The 24,042-nt window shown below is 65.9% G+C and carries 21 protein-coding genes; 10 read left to right on the top strand and 11 right to left on the bottom strand.

What is annotated here, in order from left to right; genetic code table 11:
• Window positions 1-92: 92 nt before the first annotated feature.
• Complete coding sequence (locus tag J6500_RS20990; RefSeq protein WP_225714592.1) at window positions 93-833, top strand: acetoacetate decarboxylase; 741 nt, start codon at window positions 93-95, stop codon at window positions 831-833.
• 263 nt (window positions 834-1,096) lie between these two features.
• Here the strand turns inward: J6500_RS20990 and J6500_RS20985 are convergent, their stop codons facing one another.
• From J6500_RS20985 to J6500_RS20965, 5 genes are all read right to left on the bottom strand, one after another.
• Window positions 1,097-2,539, bottom strand: a complete 1,443-nt coding sequence (locus J6500_RS20985) for a homospermidine synthase (protein ID WP_225714591.1) — start codon at window positions 2,537-2,539, stop codon at window positions 1,097-1,099.
• 40 nt (window positions 2,540-2,579) lie between these two features.
• Entirely contained in the window at window positions 2,580-2,969 is a 390-nt protein-coding gene (locus J6500_RS20980) for a RidA family protein (protein WP_225714590.1), read from the bottom strand.
• 90 nt (window positions 2,970-3,059) lie between these two features.
• Window positions 3,060-3,227 carry a hypothetical protein gene (locus J6500_RS20975; RefSeq protein ID WP_225714589.1) on the bottom strand — a complete coding sequence of 56 codons (168 nt, stop codon included), beginning with the start codon at window positions 3,225-3,227 and terminating at the stop codon, window positions 3,060-3,062.
• A gap of 12 nt (window positions 3,228-3,239) precedes the next feature.
• Window positions 3,240-3,848 carry a GNAT family N-acetyltransferase gene (locus J6500_RS20970; RefSeq protein WP_225714588.1) on the bottom strand — a complete coding sequence of 203 codons (609 nt, stop codon included), beginning with the start codon at window positions 3,846-3,848 and terminating at the stop codon, window positions 3,240-3,242.
• Window positions 3,849-3,977: 129 nt separating this feature from the next.
• A complete protein-coding gene (locus tag J6500_RS20965) occupies window positions 3,978-5,120 on the bottom strand; it encodes a type III PLP-dependent enzyme (protein ID WP_225714587.1) in 1,143 nt (380 codons plus the stop codon).
• On the opposite strand from J6500_RS20965, the gene J6500_RS20960 reads away from it, so the two are divergent.
• Complete coding sequence (locus J6500_RS20960) at window positions 5,119-5,307, top strand: hypothetical protein (protein ID WP_225714586.1); 189 nt, start codon at window positions 5,119-5,121, stop codon at window positions 5,305-5,307. The genes J6500_RS20965 and J6500_RS20960 overlap by 2 nt on opposite strands.
• A 484-nt stretch (window positions 5,308-5,791) precedes the next feature.
• Here the strand turns inward: J6500_RS20960 and J6500_RS20955 are convergent, their stop codons facing one another.
• Window positions 5,792-6,052: a hypothetical protein gene (locus J6500_RS20955; RefSeq protein WP_211988199.1), complete on the bottom strand. Its 261-nt coding sequence runs from the start codon at window positions 6,050-6,052 to the stop codon at window positions 5,792-5,794.
• Between the two features lie 130 nt (window positions 6,053-6,182).
• Here J6500_RS20955 and J6500_RS20950 point away from each other — a divergent pair, with 130 nt between their 5' ends.
• Genes J6500_RS20950 through J6500_RS20940 form a run of 3 tightly spaced genes read left to right on the top strand, consistent with a single transcriptional unit; the run spans window position 6,183 to window position 9,990 of the window.
• Complete coding sequence (locus tag J6500_RS20950; RefSeq protein WP_225714585.1) at window positions 6,183-8,270, top strand: M3 family metallopeptidase; 2,088 nt, start codon at window positions 6,183-6,185, stop codon at window positions 8,268-8,270.
• Window positions 8,267-8,920, top strand: a complete 654-nt coding sequence (locus J6500_RS20945; protein ID WP_376707837.1) for a DUF1007 family protein — start codon at window positions 8,267-8,269, stop codon at window positions 8,918-8,920. Before J6500_RS20950 ends, J6500_RS20945 begins: the two co-directional genes overlap by 4 nt.
• On the top strand, window positions 8,917-9,990 hold the full coding sequence (locus J6500_RS20940) for a nickel/cobalt transporter (protein WP_376707835.1): 1,074 nt from the start codon (window positions 8,917-8,919) through the stop codon (window positions 9,988-9,990). Before J6500_RS20945 ends, J6500_RS20940 begins: the two co-directional genes overlap by 4 nt.
• A 45-nt stretch (window positions 9,991-10,035) precedes the next feature.
• Here the strand turns inward: J6500_RS20940 and J6500_RS20935 are convergent, their stop codons facing one another.
• Window positions 10,036-10,434 carry an MAPEG family protein gene (locus J6500_RS20935; protein ID WP_225714582.1) on the bottom strand — a complete coding sequence of 133 codons (399 nt, stop codon included), beginning with the start codon at window positions 10,432-10,434 and terminating at the stop codon, window positions 10,036-10,038.
• 116 nt (window positions 10,435-10,550) lie between these two features.
• Here J6500_RS20935 and hemH point away from each other — a divergent pair, with 116 nt between their 5' ends.
• The 3 genes from hemH to J6500_RS20920 all read left to right on the top strand — a co-directional run bounded on the left by hemH (window position 10,551) and on the right by J6500_RS20920 (window position 13,340).
• Entirely contained in the window at window positions 10,551-11,588 is a 1,038-nt protein-coding gene (gene hemH, locus J6500_RS20930; RefSeq protein WP_225714581.1) for a ferrochelatase, read from the top strand.
• A gap of 209 nt (window positions 11,589-11,797) precedes the next feature.
• Window positions 11,798-12,802 carry an SPFH domain-containing protein gene (locus J6500_RS20925; protein WP_225714580.1) on the top strand — a complete coding sequence of 335 codons (1,005 nt, stop codon included), beginning with the start codon at window positions 11,798-11,800 and terminating at the stop codon, window positions 12,800-12,802.
• Between the two features lie 91 nt (window positions 12,803-12,893).
• Window positions 12,894-13,340, top strand: a complete 447-nt coding sequence (locus J6500_RS20920; protein ID WP_225714579.1) for an NfeD family protein — start codon at window positions 12,894-12,896, stop codon at window positions 13,338-13,340.
• A gap of 160 nt (window positions 13,341-13,500) precedes the next feature.
• Here the strand turns inward: J6500_RS20920 and J6500_RS20915 are convergent, their stop codons facing one another.
• Entirely contained in the window at window positions 13,501-13,827 is a 327-nt protein-coding gene (locus J6500_RS20915; protein ID WP_225714578.1) for a winged helix-turn-helix transcriptional regulator, read from the bottom strand.
• Between the two features lie 74 nt (window positions 13,828-13,901).
• Here J6500_RS20915 and J6500_RS20910 point away from each other — a divergent pair, with 74 nt between their 5' ends.
• Complete coding sequence (locus J6500_RS20910) at window positions 13,902-14,441, top strand: carboxymuconolactone decarboxylase family protein (RefSeq protein WP_225714577.1); 540 nt, start codon at window positions 13,902-13,904, stop codon at window positions 14,439-14,441.
• Window positions 14,442-14,458: 17 nt separating this feature from the next.
• Here J6500_RS20910 and J6500_RS20905 read toward each other — a convergent pair whose 3' ends face one another.
• Window positions 14,459-15,466, bottom strand: a complete 1,008-nt coding sequence (locus tag J6500_RS20905) for a KpsF/GutQ family sugar-phosphate isomerase (RefSeq protein WP_225714576.1) — start codon at window positions 15,464-15,466, stop codon at window positions 14,459-14,461.
• Between the two features lie 246 nt (window positions 15,467-15,712).
• Here J6500_RS20905 and J6500_RS20900 point away from each other — a divergent pair, with 246 nt between their 5' ends.
• Window positions 15,713-17,386, top strand: coding sequence for an outer membrane beta-barrel protein (locus J6500_RS20900; protein WP_376707834.1), 1,674 nt, complete (start codon window positions 15,713-15,715; stop codon window positions 17,384-17,386).
• A 169-nt stretch (window positions 17,387-17,555) separates the two neighbouring features.
• Here J6500_RS20900 and J6500_RS20895 read toward each other — a convergent pair whose 3' ends face one another.
• Both J6500_RS20895 and gltB read right to left on the bottom strand, forming a co-directional pair.
• On the bottom strand, window positions 17,556-19,013 hold the full coding sequence (locus J6500_RS20895) for a glutamate synthase subunit beta (protein WP_225714574.1): 1,458 nt from the start codon (window positions 19,011-19,013) through the stop codon (window positions 17,556-17,558).
• Window positions 19,014-19,191: 178 nt separating this feature from the next.
• Window positions 19,192-23,958, bottom strand: coding sequence for a glutamate synthase large subunit (gene gltB, locus J6500_RS20890; protein ID WP_225714573.1), 4,767 nt, complete (start codon window positions 23,956-23,958; stop codon window positions 19,192-19,194).
• Window positions 23,959-24,042: the final 84 nt, after the last annotated feature.

The raw sequence follows: 24,042 nt of genomic DNA, 5'->3' as shown, positions 1-24,042 counted from the left end.
GTATTTGACGGCGACTGCCGATTCTCCGGCCTCGCCTCCGCCGCCCGCCCCGTCCATAATCTGCCGTCACGCCAACGGCAGATGGGGCTCACATGAAGATCGAGGACGTCAGGCGCACCGCCTATTCGATGCCACTCACCAACCCGTCGTTCCCGCCGGGGCCCTATCGGTTCTACGACCGCGAATACTTCATCGTCACCTACAAGACCGACCGCGAGGCCCTCGAAGCCGTGGTGCCCGAGCCGCTCGAGGTCGCCGAGCCGGTCGTGAAGTACGAGTTCATCCGCATGCCCGACTCCACCGGCTTCGGTGACTACACCGAGACCGGGCAGGTGATCCCGGTCCGCTTCAAGGGCGAGGAGGGCGCCTATACCCACGCGATGTATCTCGACGACGAGGGCCCGATCGCCGGCGGCCGCGAGCTGTGGGGATTTCCGAAGAAACTGGCGAAGCCCAAGATCGCGGTCGAGAGCGACGTGCTGGTCGGCTCGCTGCATTACGGCTCGGTGCTCTGCGCCTCCGCGACCATGGGCTACAAGCACCGCAAGGTCGACCACGACGCAGTGCTCAAATCGATGAAGGCGCCCAACTTCATTTTGAAGATCATCCCGCATGTCGACGGCAGCCCGCGGATCTGCGAGCTGGTGCGTTTCCATCTCGAGGAGATCACGCTGAAGGAAGCCTGGACCGGCCCTGCCGCGCTCGGCCTGTTCCCGCACGCGCTGTGCGACGTCGCCCGCCTGCCGGTGCGCGAGGTGGTCTCGGCGCTGCACTACAAGGCCGACCTGACGCTCGGCCTCGGCTCGGTGGCGTTCGACTACATGGCGAAGTGACGCGCAGGCGCCGAGAGAACCGATTTCGGAATATTGGAAGAATACCCCTGAGTTGCCCGACATGTCAAGTTGCTGCCGAACGCCGGCAGTTGCCGGCTCCTTCGCATGGGGTTGTTTTTCGATATTGGCAGCGGCACCCCGTCATTCCGGGGCGCGCGAAGCGCGAGCCCGGAATCCATCAGGCCGCTACTCCGTCGCGAAATGGATTCCGGGCCTGGCCCTCACGGGCCATCCCGGAATGACGAGGTTGAGAGTGCGTTGCCCTACCGCACCAGGATATTCTTGAACTGCCACGGATCCGAGGTGTCGATGTCCTCCGGAAACAGTCCCGGACGATCGGTCAGCGGGGTCCAGTCGGTGTAGAAGCCCTTCACCGGACCGAGATAGGGCAGCTGGATTTCCAGCAGGCGATCGAAGTCCATCTCGTCGGCTTCGACGATGCCTTCGTTCGGGTTCTCCAGCGCCCACACCATGCCGCCGAGCACGGCGGAGGTCACCTGCAGGCCCGTGGCGTTCTGGTAGGGCGCGAGTTGGCGCGTCTCCTCGATCGAGAGCTGCGAGCCGTACCAGTAGGCGTTGTTGTCGTGGCCGAACAGCAGCACGCCGAGCTCGTCGATGCCGTCGACGATCTCGTTCTCGTCGAGGATATGGTGCTTCTCCTGCATCTTCGCTGCGCGGCCGAACATCTCGTGCAGCGACAGCACCGCGTCGTCACACGGATGATAGGCATAGTGGCAGGTCGGCCGGTAGACCGCCGTGCCCGACGCGTCGCGCACCGTGAAGTAATCGGCGATCGAGATCGACTCGTTGTGGGTGACGAGGAAGCCATACTGCGCGCCGCGGGTCGGGCACCAGGTGCGCACGCGTGTGTTGGCGCCCGGCTGCATCAGATAGATCGCTGCGCCGCAACCGGCCTCGTGGGTCCGCGCATTCTCGGGCATCCATTTCTCATGGGTGCCCCAGCCGAGCTCGGACGGCTGCACGCCTTCCGACAGGAAGCCTTCCACCGACCAGGTGTTGACGAAGACATCAGGCTCCTTCGGCGTTTTCGAGCGCTGGGTGTCGCGCTCGGCGATGTGAATGCCCTTGACGCCGGCCTGCCGCATCAAATCGGCCCATTCGGCCCTGGTCTTCGGCTTGGGGGCGTTAAGCTTCAGATCGGCGGCGACATTGAGCAGCGCCTGCTTGACGAAGAACGAGACCATGCCGGGATTGGCGCCGCAGCAGGAGACTGCCGTCGTCGAGCCGGCCGGCCGCGCCCGCTTGGCGGCCAGCGTCACCTCGCGCAGCGCGTAGTTGGAGCGCGCCTCCGGGCCCTTCGTCGCATCGAAATAGAAGCCGAGCCAGGGCTCGTTGACGGTGTCGATATAAAGCGCGCCGACCTCGTTGCAGAGTTCCATGATGTCAGTCGAGCCGGTGTCGACCGACAGATTGACGCAAAAGCCCTGGCCGCCGCCCTCGGTGAGCAGCGGGGTCAGCAGCTCGCGATAATTGTCCCTGGTCACCGCCTTCTGAATGAACCGGACATTATGCTTCTCGCAATGCGCCCTGCGGCCCTCGTCCTTCGGATCGATCACGGTGACACGCGACTTGTCGTAGTCGAGATGCCGCTCGATCAGCGGCAACGTGCCCTTGCCGATGGAGCCGAAGCCGACCATGACGATTGGGCCGGTGATCTTCGCGTAGATCTGCGAGGAGGAACTCATCATTTTCTCCAGGAGAGTGCCTAGCGGCAAATAGAGTGGATCAGGGGTTGCGACGCTTTGCGGTGACTTCGATCTCGACCTTCATCTCGGGCTTGTAGAGCCCCGCGACGATCAGCAGCGTCGCCGCCGGGCGGATGTCGCCGAGCACCTCGCCGCAGACCGCGAAATGCGCCTCTGCATCACCGGCGTCGGTGAGGTAGTAGGTCGCGCGGACGATGTCGGCCATCGCAAAGCCACCCTCCTTGAGGGCAGCCTCGATGGTCTTGAAGCAGTTCCGTGACTGGCTCGTGACATCTTCGGGCATGGTCATCGTGGTGTAGTCGTAGCCCGTGGTTCCGGCGACGAAGGCGAAATCGCCGTCGATCACGGCGCGGCTGTAGCCGGCGGTCTTCTCGAAGGGCGAACCGGTGGAAATCAGGCGACGGGGCATCTCGGGACCTCGACTGAAAAGGGCTTGGCGCGGGGTTTACGGGCATTCTCGACGCCCGTGCAACCCCCGGATTCTAGCCGGGCGGCGGGTTCAGCGGGACTGCTGGGTGGTGCCCGGCGGCGACGGCGGCGAGCCGGCCCAGCGCCGGACCAGGATGTCGCGGACGATCATCACCGAGATCAGCACCAGCATCACCGTGGTGACGAGGCCGCGCCAGCGCGGGCGCGCGCCGTCGATGGCGGGAAGGTTCTCCGACATGGCGGCCCGCCTCTACGCCGCGTGCGGCACGGCGAGCGGTGCCTTCCGGGTGCGGGCGCGGGATGCCTTCATCTTCAGGGCGGCGCCGGTCGGCGTGATCATGCCCCAGGCGCCGTCGAGCGCGCCCTCGATGAGCTCGAACCCAAGCAGCCGCTCGCGCTCGAACGCGCCCGGCAGCGACAGCTCGCCGGTCTTGGCGGCCGTGAAGCCGTACCTGACGTAATAGGGCGCATCGCCGAGCAGGATCACCGCGCCGTGGCCACGCGCCCTGGCGACGGCCAGCGCGCGCTGCATGAGGGCGGCGCCGACGCCGAGGCCGCGGCAGTCGTCGTCGACAGCCAGCGGCCCCAGCATCAGCGCGCTACGGCCCCCCGCGCTGACGTGCCACAACCGCACGGTTCCAACCAGCCGGCCGTCCTGGCGCACGGCCGCAAGGCTCAGGCCTTCGGCGGGCGCGCGTCCGTCGCGCAGGCGCTGGCAGGTGCGCGTATGGCGGTTCGCGCCAAAGCAGGCATCCAGCAGCGCTTCGCGTGCGACGACGTCCGAGGCACGCTCCGCACGGATCGCGAACGCAGCGGCATCCCGGATGAGGGCAACGGGGGTGTTCCGTTTTGCAGTCATGGCACGTCAGTCCCCGCTTGCAACGGCATCGCGTACGCCGCGGCAAGCGTCGTTCAGAAAGTCAAAAATGACGGGGGAGGAGCCGGCTGGGCCGGCTCCCGGTTCATCAGGCCTCGAATGCGAGGCGGATCAGATGTGGTAGGTCCGCAGCGGCGGAATGCCGTTGAAGGCCACCGACGAGTAGGTCGACGTATAGGCGCCGGTGCCCTCGATCAGCAGCTTGTCGCCGATCTCGAGCGTCACCGGGAGCGGATACGGCAGCTTCTCGTACAGCACGTCGGCAGAGTCGCAGGTCGGGCCGGCGAGCACGCACGGCGTCATGTCCGCCCCGTCATGCGGGGTGCGGATGGCGTAGCGGATCGACTCGTCCATCGTCTCGGCGAGACCGCCGAACTTGCCGATGTCGAGGTACACCCAGCGCACCTCGTCATCGTCGCTCTTCTTGGAGATCAGAACGACTTCGGTCTCGATGATGCCGGCATTGCCGACCATGCCGCGGCCCGGCTCGATGATCGTCTCCGGGATCTGGTTGCCGAAATGCTTGCGCAGGGCACGGAAGATCGACCGGCCGTATTGCAGCACGGGCGGAACGTCCTTCAGGTACTTGGTCGGGAAGCCACCGCCCATGTTGACCATGGTGAGATTGATCCCGCGCTCGGCGCAGTCACGGAACACGGTCGACGCCATCGCCAGCGCGCGGTCCCAGGCCTTCACCTTGCGCTGCTGCGAGCCGACATGGAACGAGATGCCGCACGGCTCCAGCCCGAGGCGCTTGGCGAGGTCGAGCACCTCGACCGCCATCTCCGGGTCGCAGCCGAACTTGCGCGACAGCGGCCATTCGGCGCCGGCGCAGTCATAGAGGATGCGGCAGAACACCTTGGCGCCGGGAGCGGCGCGGGCGATCTTCTCGACCTCGGCGGCGCAGTCGACCGCGAACAGGCGAATGCCGAGCGCGTAGGCACGCGCGATGTCGCGCTCCTTCTTGATCGTGTTGCCGAAGGAGATGCGGTCCGCGGTCGCGCCGGCGGCCAGCGCCATCTCGATTTCCGCAACCGTCGCGGTGTCGAAGCAGGAGCCGAGCGAGGCGAGCAGCGACAGCACTTCGGGCGCCGGGTTGGCCTTCACCGCGTAGAACACGCGGCTGTCCGGCAGCGCCTTGGCGAAGGTCTGGTAATTGTCGCGCACGACCTCGAGGTCGACGACGAGGCACGGCTCGGTGTCGAGACCTTCGCTGCGGCGGTGACGCAGGAATTCCTGGATACGTTCGGTCATGGCACTCTCCAACGGCCCCAGCGACGGGATCCGCATCAACGTGACGTCGGATAAGAGCGCTCTGGCCACATCGCGCGATGGAGGCGCATTGAGGCCAAAAGACTCAAACCAGACTGTGCTGCCGTGGATTGGTTGGGAGAGTTTCCCGCCCGCTCACCTGGCAATGAAGGACAAGCCTTTTCAGTAGCCCGCGCCGGCGTTGGACTGCCGGTAGAGACCAAAAAAGCCCGATCCGTCGTTGCTTTAAGTCGCGTCCCCCGTTGAGAGCGGGGTGCGCCGGTTCGCCTCCGGCTGCCAGTCACGGTTGCAAGACGTGGCGAGACCTTCAACGGCATCCCTGGAGAGAGATGCTGGCCGCTTGATCCGTCATGACTAACGGGAGCGACCCTCGGTTCTTCCACCCCTTGGCGGCTGTCCGGCCTCTTGTCCGGATACCTACCGACTGACACACGACCACAGGCACGTGCGAAATTGGGCAAGCGAGGAAATAAGTCTTTTGACTTCGCGGCGCAAGAATTTTTTTGCGATCGCGACAAATTTCCCTAACGCGTGCTTGCGATCTCGCGAGCAGCAGGCGTCGTGCGACGCTGAAGATGAACCGCTGTTAAGATTGGCTAACGAAGCGTGTGCGTCTTAGCCCTGCGCCGCAGCGCTTTCTTGAATCGCTGCGCTCACGCGCGACGCGTGAACGGCTCGATGCGCTGTGCGGCGCGGATGAAGGCGATCATGATCAAGACGCCGACGCCGAACAGCACCGCCTGCAGGATGTGCGCGCCGACATCGTCGAGCCCGAACAGGATCGCGAGCGCCCAGCCGCCGGCGAACGCGGCGCCGAACACCTCGGCGCCGATCAGGATCGCCGCCGAGATCACGGTGACGACGCTCGGCCAGACGATGACGCGGTTGCTGGAGGCGGTGGGCTGCGTGCTCATGAATTAGGTCCTGTTCAGGGGGCGCAATCTCTCCGAAAAGTCCCCATCTATCAAGCGCAAAAGGCCCAAAAATGCCGTATCGGGTGATATAGTCCGAACCGCATTTTCAAGGCGAAAAACGGGATATTCGATGTCGGAAACCAGCGCGCAGGCCGAGCTCCAGACCTTGGCCAACCCCCTTCTCAAGGCGTGGCAGACGCCGTTCGAGACGCCGCCTTTTGCCGAGATCCAGCCGGAGCATTTCCTGCCCGCCTTCGAGCAGGCCTTCGCCGACCATTCGGCGGAAGTGGCTGCAATCACCCACGATCCGTCGCTGCCCGACTTCGAGAACACCATCACGGCGCTGGAGCGCTCCGGCAAGCTGCTGTCGAAGGTCGCCGCCGTGTTCTACGGCCTGGTCTCGGCGCACTCCAACCCTCAGATCCTGGAGATCGACAAGGAGGTGTCGCTCCGGATGGCGCGGCACTGGAATCCGATCATGATGAACGCTGTGCTGTTTGGCCGCATCGCCATGCTGCACGAGAAGCGCGCCAAGCTCGGCCTGACCGGCGAGCAACTCCGGCTGCTGGAGCGCACCTATACCCGTTTCCACCGCGCCGGCGCCGGCCTCGATGACGCCGCCAAGGCGCGGATGGCCGAGATCAACGAGCGCCTAGCCCATCTCGGCACTTCCTTCAGCCACCATCTGCTCGGCGACGAGCAGGAGTGGTCGATGGAGCTCGGCGAGGACGACCGTGCGGGCTTGTCCGAGACCTTCGTGGCGGCAGCCAAGGCCGCCGCTGCCGAGCGCGGCATGGCCGGCAAGGCGATCGTGACGCTGTCGCGCTCCTCGGTCGAGCCGTTCCTGCAGAGCTCGGCGCGGCGCGATTTGCGCGAGAAGGTCTACAAGGCCTTCATCGCCCGCGGCGACAACGGCAACGCAAACGACAACAACGAGACGATCGTCGAGATCCTCAAACTGCGCGAGGAGAGCGCGAAGATCCTGGGCTTTCCGACCTACGCCGCCTATCGGCTGGAGGATTCCATGGCCAAGACGCCCGAGGCGGTGCGCGGCCTGCTGGAGCGGGTCTGGAAGCCGGCGCGGGCGCGCGCGCTCGCCGACCGCGACGCGCTGCAGGCGCTGATCGCGGAGGAGGGCGGCAATTTCACCTTGGCGCCGTGGGACTGGCGCTACTACGCCGAAAAGCTGCGGCAGCGCCGCGCCAATTTCGACGACTCCGCGATCAAGCCCTACCTGGTGCTCGACCACATGATCGAGGCCGCCTTCGATTGCGCCACCCGCCTGTTCGGCGTCACCTTCGAGGAGCGCAAGGACGTCCCGGTCTGGCATCCGGATGTCCGGGTCTGGGAGGTCAAGGGCCGCGACGGCAAGCACAAGGCGCTGTTCTACGGCGACTACTTCGCCCGGCCCTCGAAGCGCTCGGGCGCCTGGATGACCTCACTGCGCGACCAGCAGAAGCTCGACCACGACGTCGCGCCGCTGGTCATCAACGTCTGCAACTTCGCCAAGGGCGCCGACGGTGCGCCGTCGCTGCTCTCGCCCGACGACGCGCGGACCCTGTTCCACGAGTTCGGCCACGGCCTGCACGGCATACTCTCCGACGTCACCTATCCCTCGCTGTCGGGCACCTCTGTGTTCACCGACTTCGTCGAGCTGCCCTCGCAGCTCTACGAGCACTGGCAGGAGCGGCCCGAGGTGCTGCAGCGCTTCGCCCGCCACTACCAGACCGGCGAGCCGCTGCCGGATGATTTGCTCAAGCGCTTTCTCGCGGCGCGCAAGTTCAACCAGGGCTTTGCCACGGTCGAGTTCGTCTCCTCGGCGCTGGTCGACCTCGAGTTCCACACCCAGCCGGCGGCGGCGAGCCGCGACGTCCGGGCGTTCGAGAAGCAGGAGCTGGAGAAGATCGGGATGCCCGCCGAAATCTCGCTGCGCCACCGGCCAACCCAGTTCGGCCATATCTTCTCCGGCGACCACTATGCCTCCGGCTACTACAGCTACATGTGGTCGGAGGTGATGGATGCCGACGCCTTCGGCGCCTTCGAGGAGGCCGGCGACATCTTCGATCCGGCGACCGCCAAGCGGCTGCATGACGACATCTACTCCTCGGGCGGTTCGCGCGATCCGGAGGAGGCCTATGTCGCGTTCCGCGGCCGCGAGCCCGAGCCGGACGCGCTGCTGCGCCGCCGCGGCCTGCTCGAAGCCTCCGAGGCGGCCTGACGGTGCGGCCGCTTCTCAACCGCCTGGCCGCTTCGCTGGTGCTGGCAGCCGCCGTCGTGCTCGGCACGGCCGCCGCGCAGGCCCATCCGCATGTCTGGATCACGGCGAAGAGCGAGCTGATCTACGCCGCCGACGGCACCATCACCGGCATCCGGCACGCCTGGACCTTCGACGACATGTTCTCGACCTACGCGCTGCAGGGCATCGAGACCAAGGTCAAGGGCGCCTACAGCCGCGAGGAGCTGGCACCGCTGGCGCAGACCAATGTCGAGTCGCTGAAGGAATACGCCTACTTCACCTTTGCCAAGGCTGACGGCAAGAAGCAGAAGTTTTTGGAGCCGGTCGACTACTTCCTCGAATACAAGGACACGGCGCTGACGCTGCACTTCACGCTGCCGGCGAAGACGCCGTTCAAGACGAAGGAGCTCTCGCTCGAAGTGTTCGACCCGAGCTACTTCATCGACTTCCAGTATGCCGACAAGGACCCGATCAAGCTGGTCGGCGCTTCGGCCGACTGCAAGATGCAGTTCCAGCGGCCCAACGACGGCAGCGCCGCGGCCCAGAAGCTGGGTGAGCAGAATTTTCTCGACGGCAGCAACGCCAATTTCGGCATGATGTTCGCCAACAAGGTCACCGTGGAGTGCCCATGATACCGACCGCCTCCCGCGTGATGCGCGGCCTCGCGATGTCCGCCGCGCTGTGGGCGGCGTGCGCGCTGCTCGATGGCGCCGTGCACGGGCTGCTGGCGCACAATCCGTTCGGCGCGCCGCGCACCGCGCCCGAGCCGCAGGGCGGGATCGTCGGCTGGCTGCTGGCCAAGCAGTCTGAATTCTACCGCGAGATGTCGGCGACGATCCGCGCGGCGAAATCCGACGGCTCGGCGGTCTGGACGCTGCTGGCGATCTCCTTTGCCTACGGGATCTTCCACGCCGCTGGGCCCGGTCATGGCAAGGCGGTGATCTCGTCCTACATGGTCGCCAACCGCGAGACCGCGCGGCGTGGCATCGTGCTGTCGTTCGCTTCGGCGCTGATGCAGTCGCTGGTTGCCGTCACTCTCGTCGGGATCTGCGCCTGGCTGCTCAACGCGACCGCGAAGACGATGTGCGGAGCGGAGAAGGCGATCGAGATCGCCAGCTACGCCCTGATCGCGCTGTTCGGCGCCCGGCTCGTCTGGCTCAAGGGCGGCGGCTTCTTCCGCGCGCTGCAGGTGCCGCGCCCGGAGCTGGCGTTGGCCGGCGCGCATCATCACGACCACAGCTATCACGACCATGGCCATGGTCATCACCATCATCATCATGGCCACGACCATGATCACGGCCACGTCCATGACGAGCATTGCGGCCATTCGCACGGGCCGACGCCGGCCGAGCTCGCCGGTCCCGGCGGCTGGCGGCGCGGCCTCAGCGCGATCCTCACCATCGGCATCCGGCCGTGCTCGGGCGCGATCCTGGTGCTGGTGTTTGCGCTGGCGCAGGGCCTGTTCTGGGCCGGCATCGCCGCGACCTTCGTGATGGGACTCGGCACCGCGATCACGGTCGCCGCGATCGCGCTTGTCGCAGTGTCGGCGCGCGGCCTGGCCGAGAAGCTCAGCGCGGCGCGCGACGGCGGCGGCATGCTGATCATGCGCGGACTGGAATTCGCCGCCGCGGGGCTCGTGCTGCTGTTCGGGATCGGACTGTTGTTCGGCTACGTCGCGGCCGAGCGGGCGACGTGTCTTTAGGTACGGTCCCCGCGTACTGGATCGCCCACAGAGGCGAATTCGTCCTCACCCCGTCACATAGCCCCGCAGCGCCGGCAGCAGGAAGATCGCGACGTTGATCGCGAAGCCGATGCTCCAGAGGATCGAGCGCAAGGTCGGGCGGTTGCCGATATAGGTGAAGACGTAGGCGATGCGCACGATCAGGAACAGCACGGCCAGCTCGTCGATCAGCCGCAGCGGGCCGACGCGGTATTCGGCGAGCAGCACCGCGAAGGCGAAGAACGGAAAGGCCTCCAGCCCGTTCTGGTGGGCGCCGAGCGCGCGCGAGCGGATCGGGTCGTCGTAGAAATCGGAATCGCGCGGCCGGGAATTGTCGAAACGGCGGAAGCCGGCCCATTTCACCGACGCGATCGTCAGGAGCGACAGCATCAGCGTCCCGAAGACGCACCATTCGGCGACCGTCATGGTTCCCCCTATTCCCGCCGGAACGTACCCAACCGGCACTCGGCTTGACAAGGTTTGAGCAACGCGCGAAGCCCCAGAAACCCGACGTGAAGAAGCTCCGTCCTGAGAACACCAGCATGAGCACGGTCATTCCCTTCGAGAGTCCGACGCCGGCGGCGACCACCAGGCCGGAGCGGGTCGGCGTGCTGCTGGTTAATCTCGGCACGCCGGATACCGCCGATACTGCGGGCGTGCGGGTGTATCTGAAGGAATTTTTGTCCGATCCGCGGGTGATCGAGGATCAGGGCCTGGTCTGGAAGCTGATCCTCAACGGCATCATCCTGCGCCGGCGCCCGCGCAGCAAGGCGCGCGACTATCTGAAGATCTGGAACACCGAGAAGAACGAGTCGCCGCTGAAGACGATCACGCGCTCGCAGGCCAACAAGCTTGCGGAGGCGATCGCCGCGCACGGTCACGTCGTGGTCGACTGGGCGATGCGCTACGGCAACCCGTCGATCAAAGCGCGGATCGAGGCGCTCGCCGCGCAGGGCTGCAGCCGTCTCCTGGTGGTGCCGCTCTATCCGCAATATTCCGCCGCGACCTCGGCGACCGTGTGCGACGAGGCGTTCCGCGTGCTGACCGCGATGCGCGCGCAGCCGACCTTGCGGGTGACGCCGCCTTACTATGACGATCCCAACTATATCGAGGCGCTCGCGGTCTCGATCGACGCGCATCTGGCGAGCCTGCCGTTTCAGCCCGAGATCATTCTGGCATCCTTCCACGGCATGCCGAGGGAGTATGTCGACCAGGGCGATCCGTACCAAGCGCAGTGCATCGCGACGACCGACGCCTTGCGCAAGCGGCTCGGACTCGCGGCCTCGAAGCTGGTCCTCACCTTCCAGTCGCGCTTCGGCAATGCCGAGTGGCTGCAGCCCTATACCGACAAGACGGTCGAGCGGCTGGCGAAGGAGGGCGTGAAACGGATCGCCGTGGTGACGCCGGGCTTCTCCGCCGATTGCCTGGAGACGCTGGAGGAGATCGCGCAGGAGAACGCCGAGATATTCCGGCACAATGGCGGCGAGCAGTTCGCCGCGATCCCCTGCCTCAACGACAGCGACGGCGGCATGGACGTGATCCGCCAGCTGGTGCTGCGCGAGCTTCAAGGCTGGATTTGAACGGCCTGGTCAGAGGGGCTGGACCGGATCGTTAACGATCCGCGACACTGGACACGAAGGGTCGGTTCAGCCTTCATACATCTGGCTGCCCGCGCCACCGCTTCCTACCTCATGATCAGAACAACAGCCGGGCTGAACCGGCGCAGCGGTCCTGCCGACCAACGTACCGACCGCGCCCGGCGACGGTCTCGCCGGCCCTGGAGGACTTTATGACTGGTTTCGATATTTTCGCGATCGCCCTTGTTCTTCTCGTCATCGTCACGTTGTTCGCCGGGGTCAAGACCGTCCCGCAGGGCTATGACTGGACCATCGAGCGGTTCGGCAAATACACCCGCACGCTGTCACCCGGCCTCAATCTGATCGTGCCGTATTTCGATCGCATCGGGCGCAAGATCAACATGATGGAGCAGGTGATCGACATCCCCGAGCAGGAGGTGATCACCAAGGATAACGCCACCGTGACGGTGGACGGCGTCGCCTTCTTCCAGGTGTTCGACGCGGCGAAGGCGAGCTACGAGGTCGCCAACTTGACGCAGGCGATCACCGTGCTGACCATGACCAACATCCGTTCAGTGATGGGCTCGATGGATCTCGACCAGGTGCTGTCGCATCGCGACGAGATCAACGAGCGGCTGCTGCGCGTCGTCGACGCCGCGGTGTCGCCCTGGGGCGTCAAGGTCAACCGCATCGAGATTAAAGACATCGTGCCGCCGGCCGACCTCGTCGAGGCGATGGGCCGGCAGATGAAGGCCGAGCGCGTCAAGCGCGCCGACATCTTGCAGGCGGAAGGCCAGCGGCAGTCGGAGATCCTGCGCGCCGAGGGCGCCAAGCAGGGGCAGATCCTGCAGGCCGAAGGCCGCCGCGAGGCCGCCTTCCGCGACGCCGAGGCGCGCGAGCGTCTCGCCGAGGCCGAGGCCAAGGCGACGCAGATGGTGTCGGAGTCGATCGCCAAGGGCGACGTCGCCGCACTGAACTATTTCATCGCCGACAAATACATCAAGGCGTTCGGCCAGCTCGCGGAATCGCCGAACCAGAAGATCCTGATGCTGCCGATCGAGACATCGAGCGTGCTGGGCTCGCTCGCCGGCATCGGCGAGATCGCCCGCGCCACCTTCGGCGAGAGCGCGGCATCCGCCACGGCCGCCGCGCGCCGCGGCTCGGTGCCGCCGGCCGGCCCGACGCCACCATCGTCACCGCCTGTGCCGCAACGGTGAGGGCGATGTCGGTCGCGGCATACTCAGTTCACCTCTCCCACAAGGGGAGAGGGAGCTCAGCGTCGCTGTGGAGGCATTTAGAGATCACGTCATGACCGAGATGTTTTCGACCCTGGGCAGCTGGAACTGGCTGATCTTCGGCTTCATCCTGATGGCGCTGGAATTGGCCGCGCCCGGCGTGTTCCTGTTCTGGCTTGGGCTCGCGGCGCTCCTGGTCGGTCTCTTGTCGTTCGTGTTCACGCCATCCTGGCAGACGCAGCTCCTGATGTTCGCGGTGTTTGCGGTGGCTGCCGTGCCGGCATGGCGGCATTTTGCCAGGAGCACGCGGGAGGCGAGCAAGAGCAATCCGTTCCTCAACCGCCGCAACGAAGCCCTGATCGGCCGCGAATTCACCCTGGAGAAGCCGATCATCGACGGCACCGGCACGGTGCGGATCGACGACACGATCTGGCGCGTCGCCGGCCCCGACCTGCCGGCCGGCAGCCGGGTCAAGGTGGTCGGCGCCGATGGCGCCAGCCTAACGGTGGCAATGGCGTAGCTCATCGAGCGAGGCCTTCCTTCACCCTCCCCGCCTGCGGGGAGAAGTCGCCGCGCGCTTGCGCGGCGGGTGAGGGGATACAGGTCCCTCGACAAATCACACTCGCGGATGGAGTCCCTCACCCCAGCCCTCTCCCCGCGAAGGGCGGGGAGAGAGAAGATCAGCGCCTGCTCCACCGCTCGGCAAAGCGATGCAGCGGCGCAAAGGTCTGGAATAGCTCCTTGCCGAGCCCCGTGAGCGCGTAGCCGTTCTCCGTCAGCTCGATGAACCCTGCCTCGCGCAGCTCGGTCAGCCGCGTCTGCAAAATCGTCGGCGAGGCCTCGTCGCAGGCAGTGCGCAGCGCGCGCGAGGTCAGCGCGGTCTCGCGCAATTCCCAGAGAATCCGCAACGTCCAGCGCCGCCCGAGCAGATCGAGCAGCGCCATGATCGGGCGGCCGCTGCGCGAGCCGCGAACGCTGCGTTTGGCGGTCGGAACCCGTTCCGGCATCGTGAATCCGTCTTGCGTGTTGCTACAGATATTGTAGCGTCTAGCTACAGTAATTGTAGCGAGAGGTTCAGGCCATGTCACGCATCGCGCCGCTCGATCCGCCTTACGCCGCGGACGTTCAACAGCATTTCGACCGCATCATGCGCGGCGCGCCGCCGCTGCTGCTGTTCCGCGTGATGGCCGGCCATCCGCGTGCCTGGGAGAAGTTTCGCGGCGGCAGCCTGCTGGATCGCGGGCCGCTCTCGCTGCGCGAGCGGGAGGTCGTCATCGACCGCACCTGCGCGCTGAACAACTGCGAGTACGAATGGGGCGTGCATGTCGCGGCATTCGGCGCCGCCGCCGAATTATCGGCGGAGCAGGTCGAGGCGACCGTGCGCGGCAAGGCCGATGCGAGTTGCTGGTCGCCGGCCGAGCAGGCGATGCTGGCTGCGGCCGACGCGCTGCATGCCCGCGCGACGCTCGATGACGCCGAGTTCGCGGCGCTCTCAGTGCATTATGACGAGGACCAGATCCTGGAGATCATCCTGCTGTGCGGCTTCTACCGCACGGTCTCCTATCTCGCCAACGCGCTGGACCTGCCGCTGGAGACGACCGCGGCGCGGTTTCCAATGTAGCCGCCGTAGCGCGCCGCCTACGCCACGCCGGCGCGCAACAGATCGTGCAGATGGATGATGCCGACCGGCTTCTTGGCGTCGGTCACGATCAGCGTCGTGATCTTCGACGCGTTGAGCAGCTCGAGGGCTTCACCGGCGAGCGTGTCGCGGCCGATCGTCTTCGGCGTCCTGGTCATGACCTCGTCGACCGTCAGCGTCAGCAGGTCGGGGCGCATCTGGCGGCGGAGGTCGCCGTCGGTGACGATGCCGACCAGATGGCCGAGGCGGTCGACGATGCCGACGCAGCCGAAGCCCTTCGAGGTCATCTCGACCAGCGCGTCCGACATGCTGGTGCCGAGCGGCTTCAGCGGCACGGTGTCGCCGGTGTGCATCAGGTCGCGGGCATATTTCAGCAGCGCGCCGAGCTTGCCGCCCGGATGCAGCACGCTGAAATCCGTCGAGGTGAAGCCGCGGCCTTCCAGCAGCGCGATCGCCAGCGCGTCGCCGAGCGCCAGCATCATCAGCGAGGACGTCGTCGGCGCCAGATTGTGCGGGCAGGCCTCGCGCGCCTTCGGCAGCGTCAGCTGCACGTCGGCGGCCTTGCTCAGCGTGGACTCCTTGTCGGCCGTCATCGCGATCAGCGGAATGCCGAAGCGCGCAGCATAGGCGATCAGATTGCGCATCTCGGCCTGCTCGCCGGACCACGATAGCGCGAAGATCGCATCGTCAGTGGTGATCATGCCAAGGTCGCCGTGACTGGCTTCGGCCGAGTGCACGAAGAACGCCGGCGTCCCGGTGGAGGCGAAGGTCGCGGCAATCTTGCGGCCGATATGACCGGATTTGCCGAGCCCGGTGACGATCACCCGTCCCTTCAACTTACGGATCAGCTCGGCAGCCGCGGCAAAAGGCGCGGCGAGGTCGGACTTCAGCGCCGCGGTGAGCGCGGCGACGCCGCTGGCTTCGGCATCGAGGGTACGCAGCGCCGATTGAATGGCGCCGTCATCGTGACCGGATGATTTGGTCATCAGCGGCTTCGGTTTGGCCATCTTGGATTCCAGGGGGAGGGTTTTGCACCCGGGCGTCTCCCTTAGCACGGTCTATTCCGCGATGCGACGCGCGGTTAACCGGCCTCAACGGCTCATTAACCATAATTGTTTTAACTCCATTAACGACGTTTTCCGCCGCCCGGCGGAGGGTGTTCGTCAAGTGCATGAATTCGTTGGAGTATTTCAATCGTGGTGCGGAGGCCAGCAAGGGGCCGAAACGGGCGCGAATGCCTCGTTCGCGTTGCTTTGCCATGCCTGTTGCTCACCGCGACCTCAGGGCTCGCCGCGGCACAGACCGTGACGCCCGACCTGTTCAGCCCGACGCGGCAGAGTCAGCTGGTGACCCAGGATTCGCCGCTGCGCCGGACCGCGGCCGGGACGCTGGATTCCCTCAATGGTCTGAAGCTGCCTGATGCCGATCGCGACCGGCGCTCGTCAACGTCGGGCTCGACCACCCGCATCGGCCAGATCCCGACCTATGGGTTGCCCGCCGCCAACGGCGCCGCGGTGTCGGGCTACGACTCGCTCAATCGAAAGCGTCAAAAGCCGAAATATTATCCGGGCCAGGCCAAGCCGAAGCCGCCGCCGGGCCCCGGCTCGCCGGTGCCGACGCCGCCGCGCACCGCGACCGGGGAGTTGCGGCTGTCGATCCCGCCGTCATCGACCGCGAACAAGCCGCCGGTGCCGGCCGCGCTGGCCGGCACCGTCGTCGGCCAGCCGGCGCGCCGGCGGCTGAAACTCGACGACGATCCGTTCGGTGCGATCGGCGATTATGCCGGCTCGTTCCTGATCAAGACCGCGGTCGAGGTGATGGCCGGCTACGACAGCAATCCGGGCCGGCTCTATTCGCCACAGGGCAGGGCGGTCTACGTCGTCGCACCGGAATTCCTCGCGGTCTCGGACTGGGAGCGGCATGCCGTCGTCGCCGATCTGCGCGGCTCGTTCAGCGGCTACGGCTCCGGCCTGACGCCGAACGCCGACGGCACGCCGCTGTCGGCGCCGCTCGACGTCGACCGCCCGAGCTTTACCGGCCATATCGACGGCCGCCTCGACGTCACGCGGGACACGCGTCTGATGGTGCAGGCGCGCGCGCTGATCTCGACCGACAATCCCGGCAGCCCGAACGTTCAGGCCGGCCTTGCCAAGTATCCGCTGTTCAGCACGATCGGCGGCACCTTCGGCGTCGACCAGAATTTCAATCGCCTCCAGGTCTCCGCCGGTGCCACCGTCGACCGCACCGACTATCAATGGTCCAAGCTCACCGACGGCACGCGCTCGTCGAACGACGACCGCAACTTCACCGCCTATGGCGGCGTCGGCCGCGTCAGCTATGAGCTGAACCCCGCAGTCAAGCCGTTCGTCGAAATGCAAGGCGACAGCCGCGTGCACGACCTCGCCCTCGACCGCAACGGTTTCGCGCGCGACTCGTCGGGCGGTTACCTCAAGGCCGGCACCTCGTTCGAGTTCACGCGGATGCTGTTCGGCGAAATCTCGGTCGGCTACGCGATGCGCACTTATGCCGACTCGAGGCTCAACCGGCTCGAGGGCCTGCTCACCACGGCCTCGCTGACCTGGACCGCGACGCCGCTGACCACTGCGAAATTCTATTCCGACACCCAGATCGGCGAGACCACGCTGCCCGGCACCTCGGGCGTGCTGTCGCGCACCTACACCTTCGAGATCGACCACGACTTCCGCCGCTGGCTGACCGCGATCGGCAAGTTCAGCTACGGCACGCTCGAGTACCAGGGTGACAACCGCAACGACACGATCTACTCGGTGTCGACCGACCTGATCTACAAGATGACCCGCAGCCTCTGGATCAAGGGCACCATCCGCCGCGACTGGCTGGAATCGAACCAGCAGGGCAACAACTCGGCATCGACCGTGGTGATGCTGGGCGTGCGGGTGCAGAATTGAGGATCGAGATCACGCCGGCACTGAAGGTGTCATGCCCCGCGCAGGCGGGGTATCCAGTACGCCGCGGCCTCTCGGTTCAAGCGCCGACGTATCTGGAATACTGGATCGCCCGCTTTCGCGGGCGATGACAGTTGCGTATGTGGCTGTAGCGCGGCGTGACCGCCGCGATTTACCGCGGCAGGTCCGTCTTGCCCATCAGGAAGGTGTCGATCGACCGCGCACACAGCCGGCCTTCGCGGATCGCCCACACCACCAGCGACTGGCCGCGGCGCATGTCGCCGGCGGAGAAGACCTTGGCCTGCGAGGTCTGGTAGTCCTGCAGATTGGCGCGAACGTTGCCGCGCTGGTCGAGCTCGACGCCGAGGGTCTTGAGCAGGCCCTCGTGCACCGGGTGCACGAAGCCCATCGCCAGCAGCACGAGTTCGGCGTCGAGCGTGAACTCGGTGCCGGGCAGCGGCTTGAACTTGTCGTCGACCCTGATGCAGTGGAGCTTGGTGACCTTGCCGTCCTTGCCCTCGAACTTCTGGGTCAGTACGGCGAATTCTCGCACTGCGCCCTCGGCCTGGCTCGACGACGTGCGCATCTTCAGCGGCCAGTTCGGCCAGGTCACGCCCTTGTTCTCGCGCTCGGGCGGCGCCGGCATGATCTCAAGCTGGGTCACCGACTTGGCGCCCTGGCGCAGCGAGGTGCCGATGCAGTCCGAACCGGTGTCGCCGCCGCCGATCACGACGACATGCTTGCCGCCGGCGAGGATGTCGGCGGCACCATCCTGCGCCTCGCCGGAGACGCGGCGGTTCTGCTGCGGCAGGAAGTCCATCGCGAAGTGGATGCCCTGCAAGTCGCGGCCGGGGATCGGCAGGTCGCGCGGGGCTTCCGCGCCGCCGGTCAACGCCACGGCGTCATACTGCTTGACCAGTTCCTGCGGATCGATCGCATCAGCGGCGCTGCCGCCGACCGGGCGGCCGTAATGGAAGGTGACGCCCTCGGCTTCCATCTGCGCGACGCGGCGATCGATGATGGCCTTCTCCATCTTAAAATCCGGGATGCCGTAGCGCAGCAGGCCACCGGCCTTGGCGTACTTCTCATAGAGATGCACGTCGTGTCCGGCGCGCGCGAGCTGCTGCGCGCAGGCCATGCCGGCGGGGCCGGAGCCGATCACGGCGACCTTCTTGCCGGTCTTCTGCAGGGCGATCTCCGGCTTGACCCAGCCCTCATCCCAGGCGCGGTCGACGATCGCGCATTCGATGGTCTTGATCGTGACCGGGTTGTCGTCGATGTTGAGCGTGCAGGACGCCTCGCAGGGCGCCGGGCAGATCCGCCCGGTGAACTCCGGGAAATTGTTGGTCGAGTGCAGGTTGCGTGCGGCCTCTTCCCAATTGTCCTGATAGACAAGGTCGTTGAAGTCGGGGATCTGGTTGTTGACCGGGCAGCCCGGCGTGCCCGGCTCGGCCGAGCCGGTGCCGTGGCAATAGGGGATGCCGCAATTCATGCAGCGCGCCGCCTGGTCGCGCGCGTCCTTCTCGCTCAGCGGAATCACGAACTCTTGGAAGTTCTTCAATCGCTCGGCGACCGGCCGGTACTTGCGCTCGTTGCGGTCGATCTCGAGAAAACCTGTAATCTTGCCCATTAAACCCGATGCCCCTGCATCATGTGTCCGTATCTGTCTGTGTCAATTGTCCGTCATTGCGAGGTCCTCGCGACAAAATTGCAAGGCAATTTTGTGCTGAAGCGACGAAGCAATCCATGGTTCGGCTGGTGGCGCTATGGACTGCTTCGCTGCGCTCGCAATGACGTGCTTCCTGTAACTACGCGCCGATCGCGATCTTCGGCTCGGCGTCGGCGTTCTTCGCCTTCATTTCCTTCAGCGCGCGGCGGTACTCGACCGGCATCACCTTGCGGAATTTCGGCAGCCAGGTCTTCCAGTTCGCCAGGATCTCGGTGGCCTTCTTCGAACCGGTCAGCTTGGCGTGGCGCGTGATCAGGACGTGCAGCCGCTCGACGTCGGAGTCGAGCAGGTTCTGGAACACGTCGACCCGGCCGTGCGCCTCGAGATCGCCGGAGTGGTGATAGGTGTCGGCGTTGATCATCTCCTCCGACAGCACCGGCTCCAGCTCGACCATCGACAGGTTGCACAGCTTGTCGAAATCGCCGGCCTCGTCCAGCACATAGGCGATGCCGCCGGACATGCCGGCCGCGAAGTTGCGCCCGGTCTTGCCGAGCACCACCACGATGCCGCCGGTCATGTACTCGCAGCAATGATCGCCGGCGCCTTCGACGACCGCGACCGCGCCCGAGTTGCGCACGGCGAAGCGTTCGCCGGCGATGCCGCGGAAGTAGCACTCACCCTCGATCGCGCCGTACATCACGGTGTTGCCGACGATGATCGATTCCTCCGGCACGATGCCAGAGATCTTCGGCGGCTTGACGATGATGCGGCCGCCCGAGAGGCCCTTGCCGACATAGTCGTTGCCTTCGCCCTCGAGGTCGAAGGTGATGCCCTTGGCGAGCCAGGCGCCGAACGCCTGTCCGGCGGTGCCCTTCAGGCTGACATGGATGGTGTCGAGCGGCAGGCCCTCATGGCCGTAGATCTTCGCCACCGCGCCCGACAGCATCGCGCCGGCGGAACGGTCGGTGTTGTTGATCTCCTCTTCTATCTTCACCGGCGCGCCGCGGTCGAGCGCGGCCTGCGCCTTCTCGATCAGCCTGCGGTCGAGCACGGCTTCCAGATGATGGTTCTGGCTCTCCGAGTGGTAGATCGTCTGGCCCTTCTCCTCCTTCTGCCGCACGAACAGCTTGGAGAAGTCGAGGCCCTTGGCCTTCCAGTGCGAGACCAGCGCGGTCTGGTCCAGCATCTGGACCTGGCCGACCATCTCGTCGAACGTCTTGTAGCCGAGCTGCGCCATGATCTCGCGGACTTCCTCGGCGACGAAGAAGAAGTAGTTGATGACGTGCTCGGGCTGGCCGGTGAAGCGCTTGCGCAGCACCGGGTCCTGGGTGGCGACGCCGACCGGGCAGGTGTTGAGGTGGCACTTGCGCATCATGATGCAGCCCGCCGCGATCAAGGGCGCGGTGGCGAAGCCGAACTCGTCGGCCCCAAGCAGCGCGCCGATCACGACGTCACGGCCGGTGCGGAAGCCGCCGTCGACCTGCACCGCGATGCGGCTGCGCAGCCGCTGGCGCACCAGCGTCTGGTGGGTTTCGGCAAGCCCGATCTCCCACGGCGAGCCGGCATGCTTGATCGAGGTCAGCGGCGAGGCCCCGGTGCCGCCCTCGAAGCCCGCGATCGTCACATGGTCGGCGCGCGCCTTGGCAACGCCGGCGGCAACCGTGCCGACGCCCACTTCCGAGACCAGCTTGACCGAGACCTGGCCGTCCGGATTGACGTTCTTGAGGTCGTAGATCAGCTGGGCGAGGTCTTCGATCGAGTAGATGTCGTGATGCGGCGGCGGCGAGATCAGGCCGACGCCCGGCGTCGAATGCCGGACGCGGGCAATGGTCGCGTCGACCTTGTGGCCGGGCAACTGGCCGCCTTCGCCGGGCTTGGCACCCTGCGCCATCTTGATCTGCATCATGTCGGAGTTGACGAGATACTCCGTCGTCACGCCGAAGCGGCCCGAGGCGACCTGCTTGATCGCCGAGCGCATCGAGTCGCCGTTCGGCAGCGGCTTGAAGCGGTCGGCTTCCTCGCCGCCTTCGCCGGTGTTCGACTTGCCGCCGATCCGGTTCATCGCGATCGCCAGCGTGGTGTGCGCCTCGCGCGAAATCGAGCCGAACGACATCGCGCCGGTGGAGAAGCGCTTGACGATCTCCTTGGCCGGCTCGACCTGGTCGAGCTTGACCGGCTTGCGCTTGTCGTCCTCGGCGCTCTTGATCCGGAACAGGCCGCGCAGCGTCAACAAACGCTCCGACTGCTCGTTGAGGATCTTTGCGAATGCGCGGTACCGCTCCTGCGAGTTGCCGCGCACGGCATGCTGCAGGGTCGAGACCGATTCGGCGGTCCAGGCGTGGTCCTCGCCGCGGGTGCGGAAGGCGTATTCGCCGCCGACGTCGAGCGCGCTCTTGTAGACGTGGCCGTCGCCGAACGCGTCGTTGTGGCGCCGCACCGTCTCCTCGGCGATCTCGCCGAGGCCGACGCCCTCGATCCTTGTGTGGGTGCCGGCAAAATACTTGGCGACGAAGTCCGCCTTGAGGCCGACCGCGTCGAAGATCTGCGCGCCGCAATAGGACTGGTAGGTCGAGATGCCCATCTTGGACATCACCTTGAGCAGACCCTTGCCGATCGACTTGATGTAGCGCTTGACGATCTCGTAGTCGTCGAGCGCGCCCGGCAGGCGGTCCTTCATCGCGAGGATGGTCTCGAACGCGAGATAGGGGTTGATCGCCTCGGCGCCGTAGCCGGCGAGGCAGGCGAAGTGATGCACCTCGCGCGGTTCGCCGGATTCCACGACGAGGCCGACCGAGGTGCGCAGGCCGGTGCGGATCAGATGATGATGCACGGCGGCGCAGGCCAGCAGCGACGGGATCGGAATCCGGTCGGTGCCGGTCATGCGGTCCGACAGGATGATGATGTTGATGCCCTCGCGCACCGCGCCCTCGGCGCGCGCGCAGAGCTCGTCGAGCACCTGCTCCATGCCCGCCGCGCCGAAGCCGGCGTGGAAAGTGGTGTCGAGCGTGCGCGACTTGAAATGGGTCTCGGCGACGTCGGAGATCGAGCGGATCTTCTCCAGATCCGCGTCGGTCAGGATCGGCTGCCGCACCTCGAGGCGCTTGGTCGAGGCGACGCCCTGCAGGTCGAACAGGTTCGGCCGCGGCCCGATGATCGAGACGAGGCTCATGACGATTTCTTCGCGGATCGGATCGATCGGCGGGTTCGTCACCTGGGCAAAGTTCTGCTTGAAGTAGGTGAACAGCTGCTTCGGCTTGTCGGACAGCGCCGAGATCGGCGTGTCGTTGCCCATCGAGCCCGCGGCTTCCTCGCCGGTGGCCGCCATCGGCGTCATCAGGATGGTGATGTCTTCCTGGCTGTAGCCGAACGCCTGCTGCCGGTCGAGCAGCGGCAGGTTGGAGCGCACGCCCTTGGCGGGTGCGTCCGGCAGTTCCTCGAGCTGGATCTGGGTGCGATGCAGCCAGTCGCTGTAGGGATGGCTCTTGGCGAGGTCGGCCTTGATCTCGTCGTCCGGAATCAGCCGGCCCTGTTCGAGATCGACGAGCAGCATCTTGCCGGGCTGCAGCCGCCACTTGGTGACGATCTGCTCCTCCGGAATCTTCAAGACGCCCATTTCGGACGCCATCACGATGCGGTCGTCCTTGGTGACGAGGTAGCGCGCCGGGCGCAGGCCGTTGCGGTCGAGCGTGGCGCCGATCTTGCGGCCGTCTGTGAAGGCGATCGCGGCCGGGCCGTCCCACGGCTCCATCAAAGCGGCATGATATTCGTAGAACGCGCGGCGCTGCTCATCCATCAGCGGATTGCCGGCCCACGCTTCCGGAATCATCATCATCACGGCGTGCGGAAGGGAATAGCCGCCCTGCACCAGGAACTCGAGCGCGTTGTCGAAGCAGGCGGTGTCGCTCTGGCCTTCATACGAGATCGGCCAGAGCCGGCTGATGTCCTTGCCGTAGAGCTCCGAATGCACCGAGGCCTGGCGCGCCGCCATCCAATTGACGTTGCCGCGCAGCGTGTTGATCTCGCCGTTATGCGCGATCATCCGGTAGGGATGCGCCAGCGACCAGGTCGGGAAGGTGTTGGTCGAGAAGCGCTGATGCACCAGCGCCAGCGCGCTCTCGAAGTCGGCCTCGTGCAGGTCGGGATAGTACTTGCCGAGCTGGTCGGCGAGGAACATGCCCTTGTAGATCACGGTGCGGCAGGACAGCGAGCACGGGTAATAACCCGCCATGCCACGGTCGCGCCGCTGGTAGATCGCCTGCGAGATCGATTTGCGCAGGATGTAGAGCCGGCGCTCGAAATCGTCCTCGGTCTTGGCGGCGCCGTTGCGGCCGATGAAGACCTGCATGTGGTAGGGCTCGGTCGGCTTCACGGTGACGCCGAGCGAGGAATTGTCGCTGGGCACGTCGCGCCAGCCGAGCAGCTTGAAGCCCTCGTTCTTGATCTCGTCTGCGATGATGCTCTTGATGACGTTGCGCCACGCCGCATCGCGCGGCATGAACAGCGCGCCGATGGCGTATTCGCCGGGTTGCGGCAGCTTGAAGCCGAGCTCGCCCGCCTTGCGCGCGAAGAAGGTGTGCGGGATCTGCACCAGGATGCCGGCGCCGTCACCGGCGCGCGGGTCGGCGCCGACAGCGCCGCGATGCTCGAGGTTGCACAGGATGCTGAGCGCGTCGGAGACGATCTGATGCGACTTCTTGCCCTTGATGTTGGCGATGAAGCCGACGCCGCAGGAATCCTTTTCCAGGCTGAGGTCGTAAAGGCCCTCGGCCTGCGGGCGCCAGGTGTGCAGCTCGGGAGTGTGCGGCCCGAAGGACGCATCATACGCGGTATCGGCGGGTTTCGAGTCCGCGGTCGCCGACAGCGTACCTGCCACGATGATTTCGCGCTCGAATTCCGACCCGCTCATGTGTCCTCTCCCTTCGGTAAGGGGCCTCACTGTGTTGGCGCACCTTGGGCGTTGCGGCACCCACCGGGGCCACCGCTCGTCCGC

Origin of the sequence: Bradyrhizobium semiaridum, assembly GCF_020329505.1 — a bacterium.
In the GTDB taxonomy this organism is placed as follows: domain Bacteria; phylum Pseudomonadota; class Alphaproteobacteria; order Rhizobiales; family Xanthobacteraceae; genus Bradyrhizobium; species Bradyrhizobium semiaridum.
This window is presented reverse-complemented; position numbering and strand designations above follow the sequence as displayed.

Excerpts from the sequence above, each read along its gene's own strand:
- J6500_RS20910 (WP_225714577.1), top strand. The coding sequence starts at position 13,902 with ATGTCACGCATCGCGCCGCTCGATCCGCCTTACGCCGCGGACGTTCAA.
- J6500_RS20990 (WP_225714592.1), top strand. The coding sequence starts at position 93 with ATGAAGATCGAGGACGTCAGGCGCACCGCCTATTCGATGCCACTCACC.
- J6500_RS20950 (WP_225714585.1), top strand. The coding sequence starts at position 6,183 with ATGTCGGAAACCAGCGCGCAGGCCGAGCTCCAGACCTTGGCCAACCCC.
- J6500_RS20895 (WP_225714574.1), bottom strand. The coding sequence starts at position 19,013 with ATGGGCAAGATTACAGGTTTTCTCGAGATCGACCGCAACGAGCGCAAG.
- J6500_RS20975 (WP_225714589.1), bottom strand. The coding sequence starts at position 3,227 with ATGTCGGAGAACCTTCCCGCCATCGACGGCGCGCGCCCGCGCTGGCGC.
- J6500_RS20940 (WP_376707835.1), top strand. The coding sequence starts at position 8,917 with ATGATACCGACCGCCTCCCGCGTGATGCGCGGCCTCGCGATGTCCGCC.
- J6500_RS20960 (WP_225714586.1), top strand. The coding sequence starts at position 5,119 with ATGGCACTCTCCAACGGCCCCAGCGACGGGATCCGCATCAACGTGACG.
- J6500_RS20925 (WP_225714580.1), top strand. The coding sequence starts at position 11,798 with ATGACTGGTTTCGATATTTTCGCGATCGCCCTTGTTCTTCTCGTCATC.
- J6500_RS20970 (WP_225714588.1), bottom strand. The coding sequence starts at position 3,848 with ATGACTGCAAAACGGAACACCCCCGTTGCCCTCATCCGGGATGCCGCT.
- J6500_RS20920 (WP_225714579.1), top strand. The coding sequence starts at position 12,894 with ATGACCGAGATGTTTTCGACCCTGGGCAGCTGGAACTGGCTGATCTTC.
- J6500_RS20985 (WP_225714591.1), bottom strand. The coding sequence starts at position 2,539 with ATGAGTTCCTCCTCGCAGATCTACGCGAAGATCACCGGCCCAATCGTC.
- gltB (WP_225714573.1), bottom strand. The coding sequence starts at position 23,958 with ATGAGCGGGTCGGAATTCGAGCGCGAAATCATCGTGGCAGGTACGCTG.
- J6500_RS20980 (WP_225714590.1), bottom strand. The coding sequence starts at position 2,969 with ATGCCCCGTCGCCTGATTTCCACCGGTTCGCCCTTCGAGAAGACCGCC.
- J6500_RS20955 (WP_211988199.1), bottom strand. The coding sequence starts at position 6,052 with ATGAGCACGCAGCCCACCGCCTCCAGCAACCGCGTCATCGTCTGGCCG.
- hemH (WP_225714581.1), top strand. The coding sequence starts at position 10,551 with ATGAGCACGGTCATTCCCTTCGAGAGTCCGACGCCGGCGGCGACCACC.
- J6500_RS20915 (WP_225714578.1), bottom strand. The coding sequence starts at position 13,827 with ATGCCGGAACGGGTTCCGACCGCCAAACGCAGCGTTCGCGGCTCGCGC.
- J6500_RS20935 (WP_225714582.1), bottom strand. The coding sequence starts at position 10,434 with ATGACGGTCGCCGAATGGTGCGTCTTCGGGACGCTGATGCTGTCGCTC.
- J6500_RS20905 (WP_225714576.1), bottom strand. The coding sequence starts at position 15,466 with ATGGCCAAACCGAAGCCGCTGATGACCAAATCATCCGGTCACGATGAC.
- J6500_RS20965 (WP_225714587.1), bottom strand. The coding sequence starts at position 5,120 with ATGACCGAACGTATCCAGGAATTCCTGCGTCACCGCCGCAGCGAAGGT.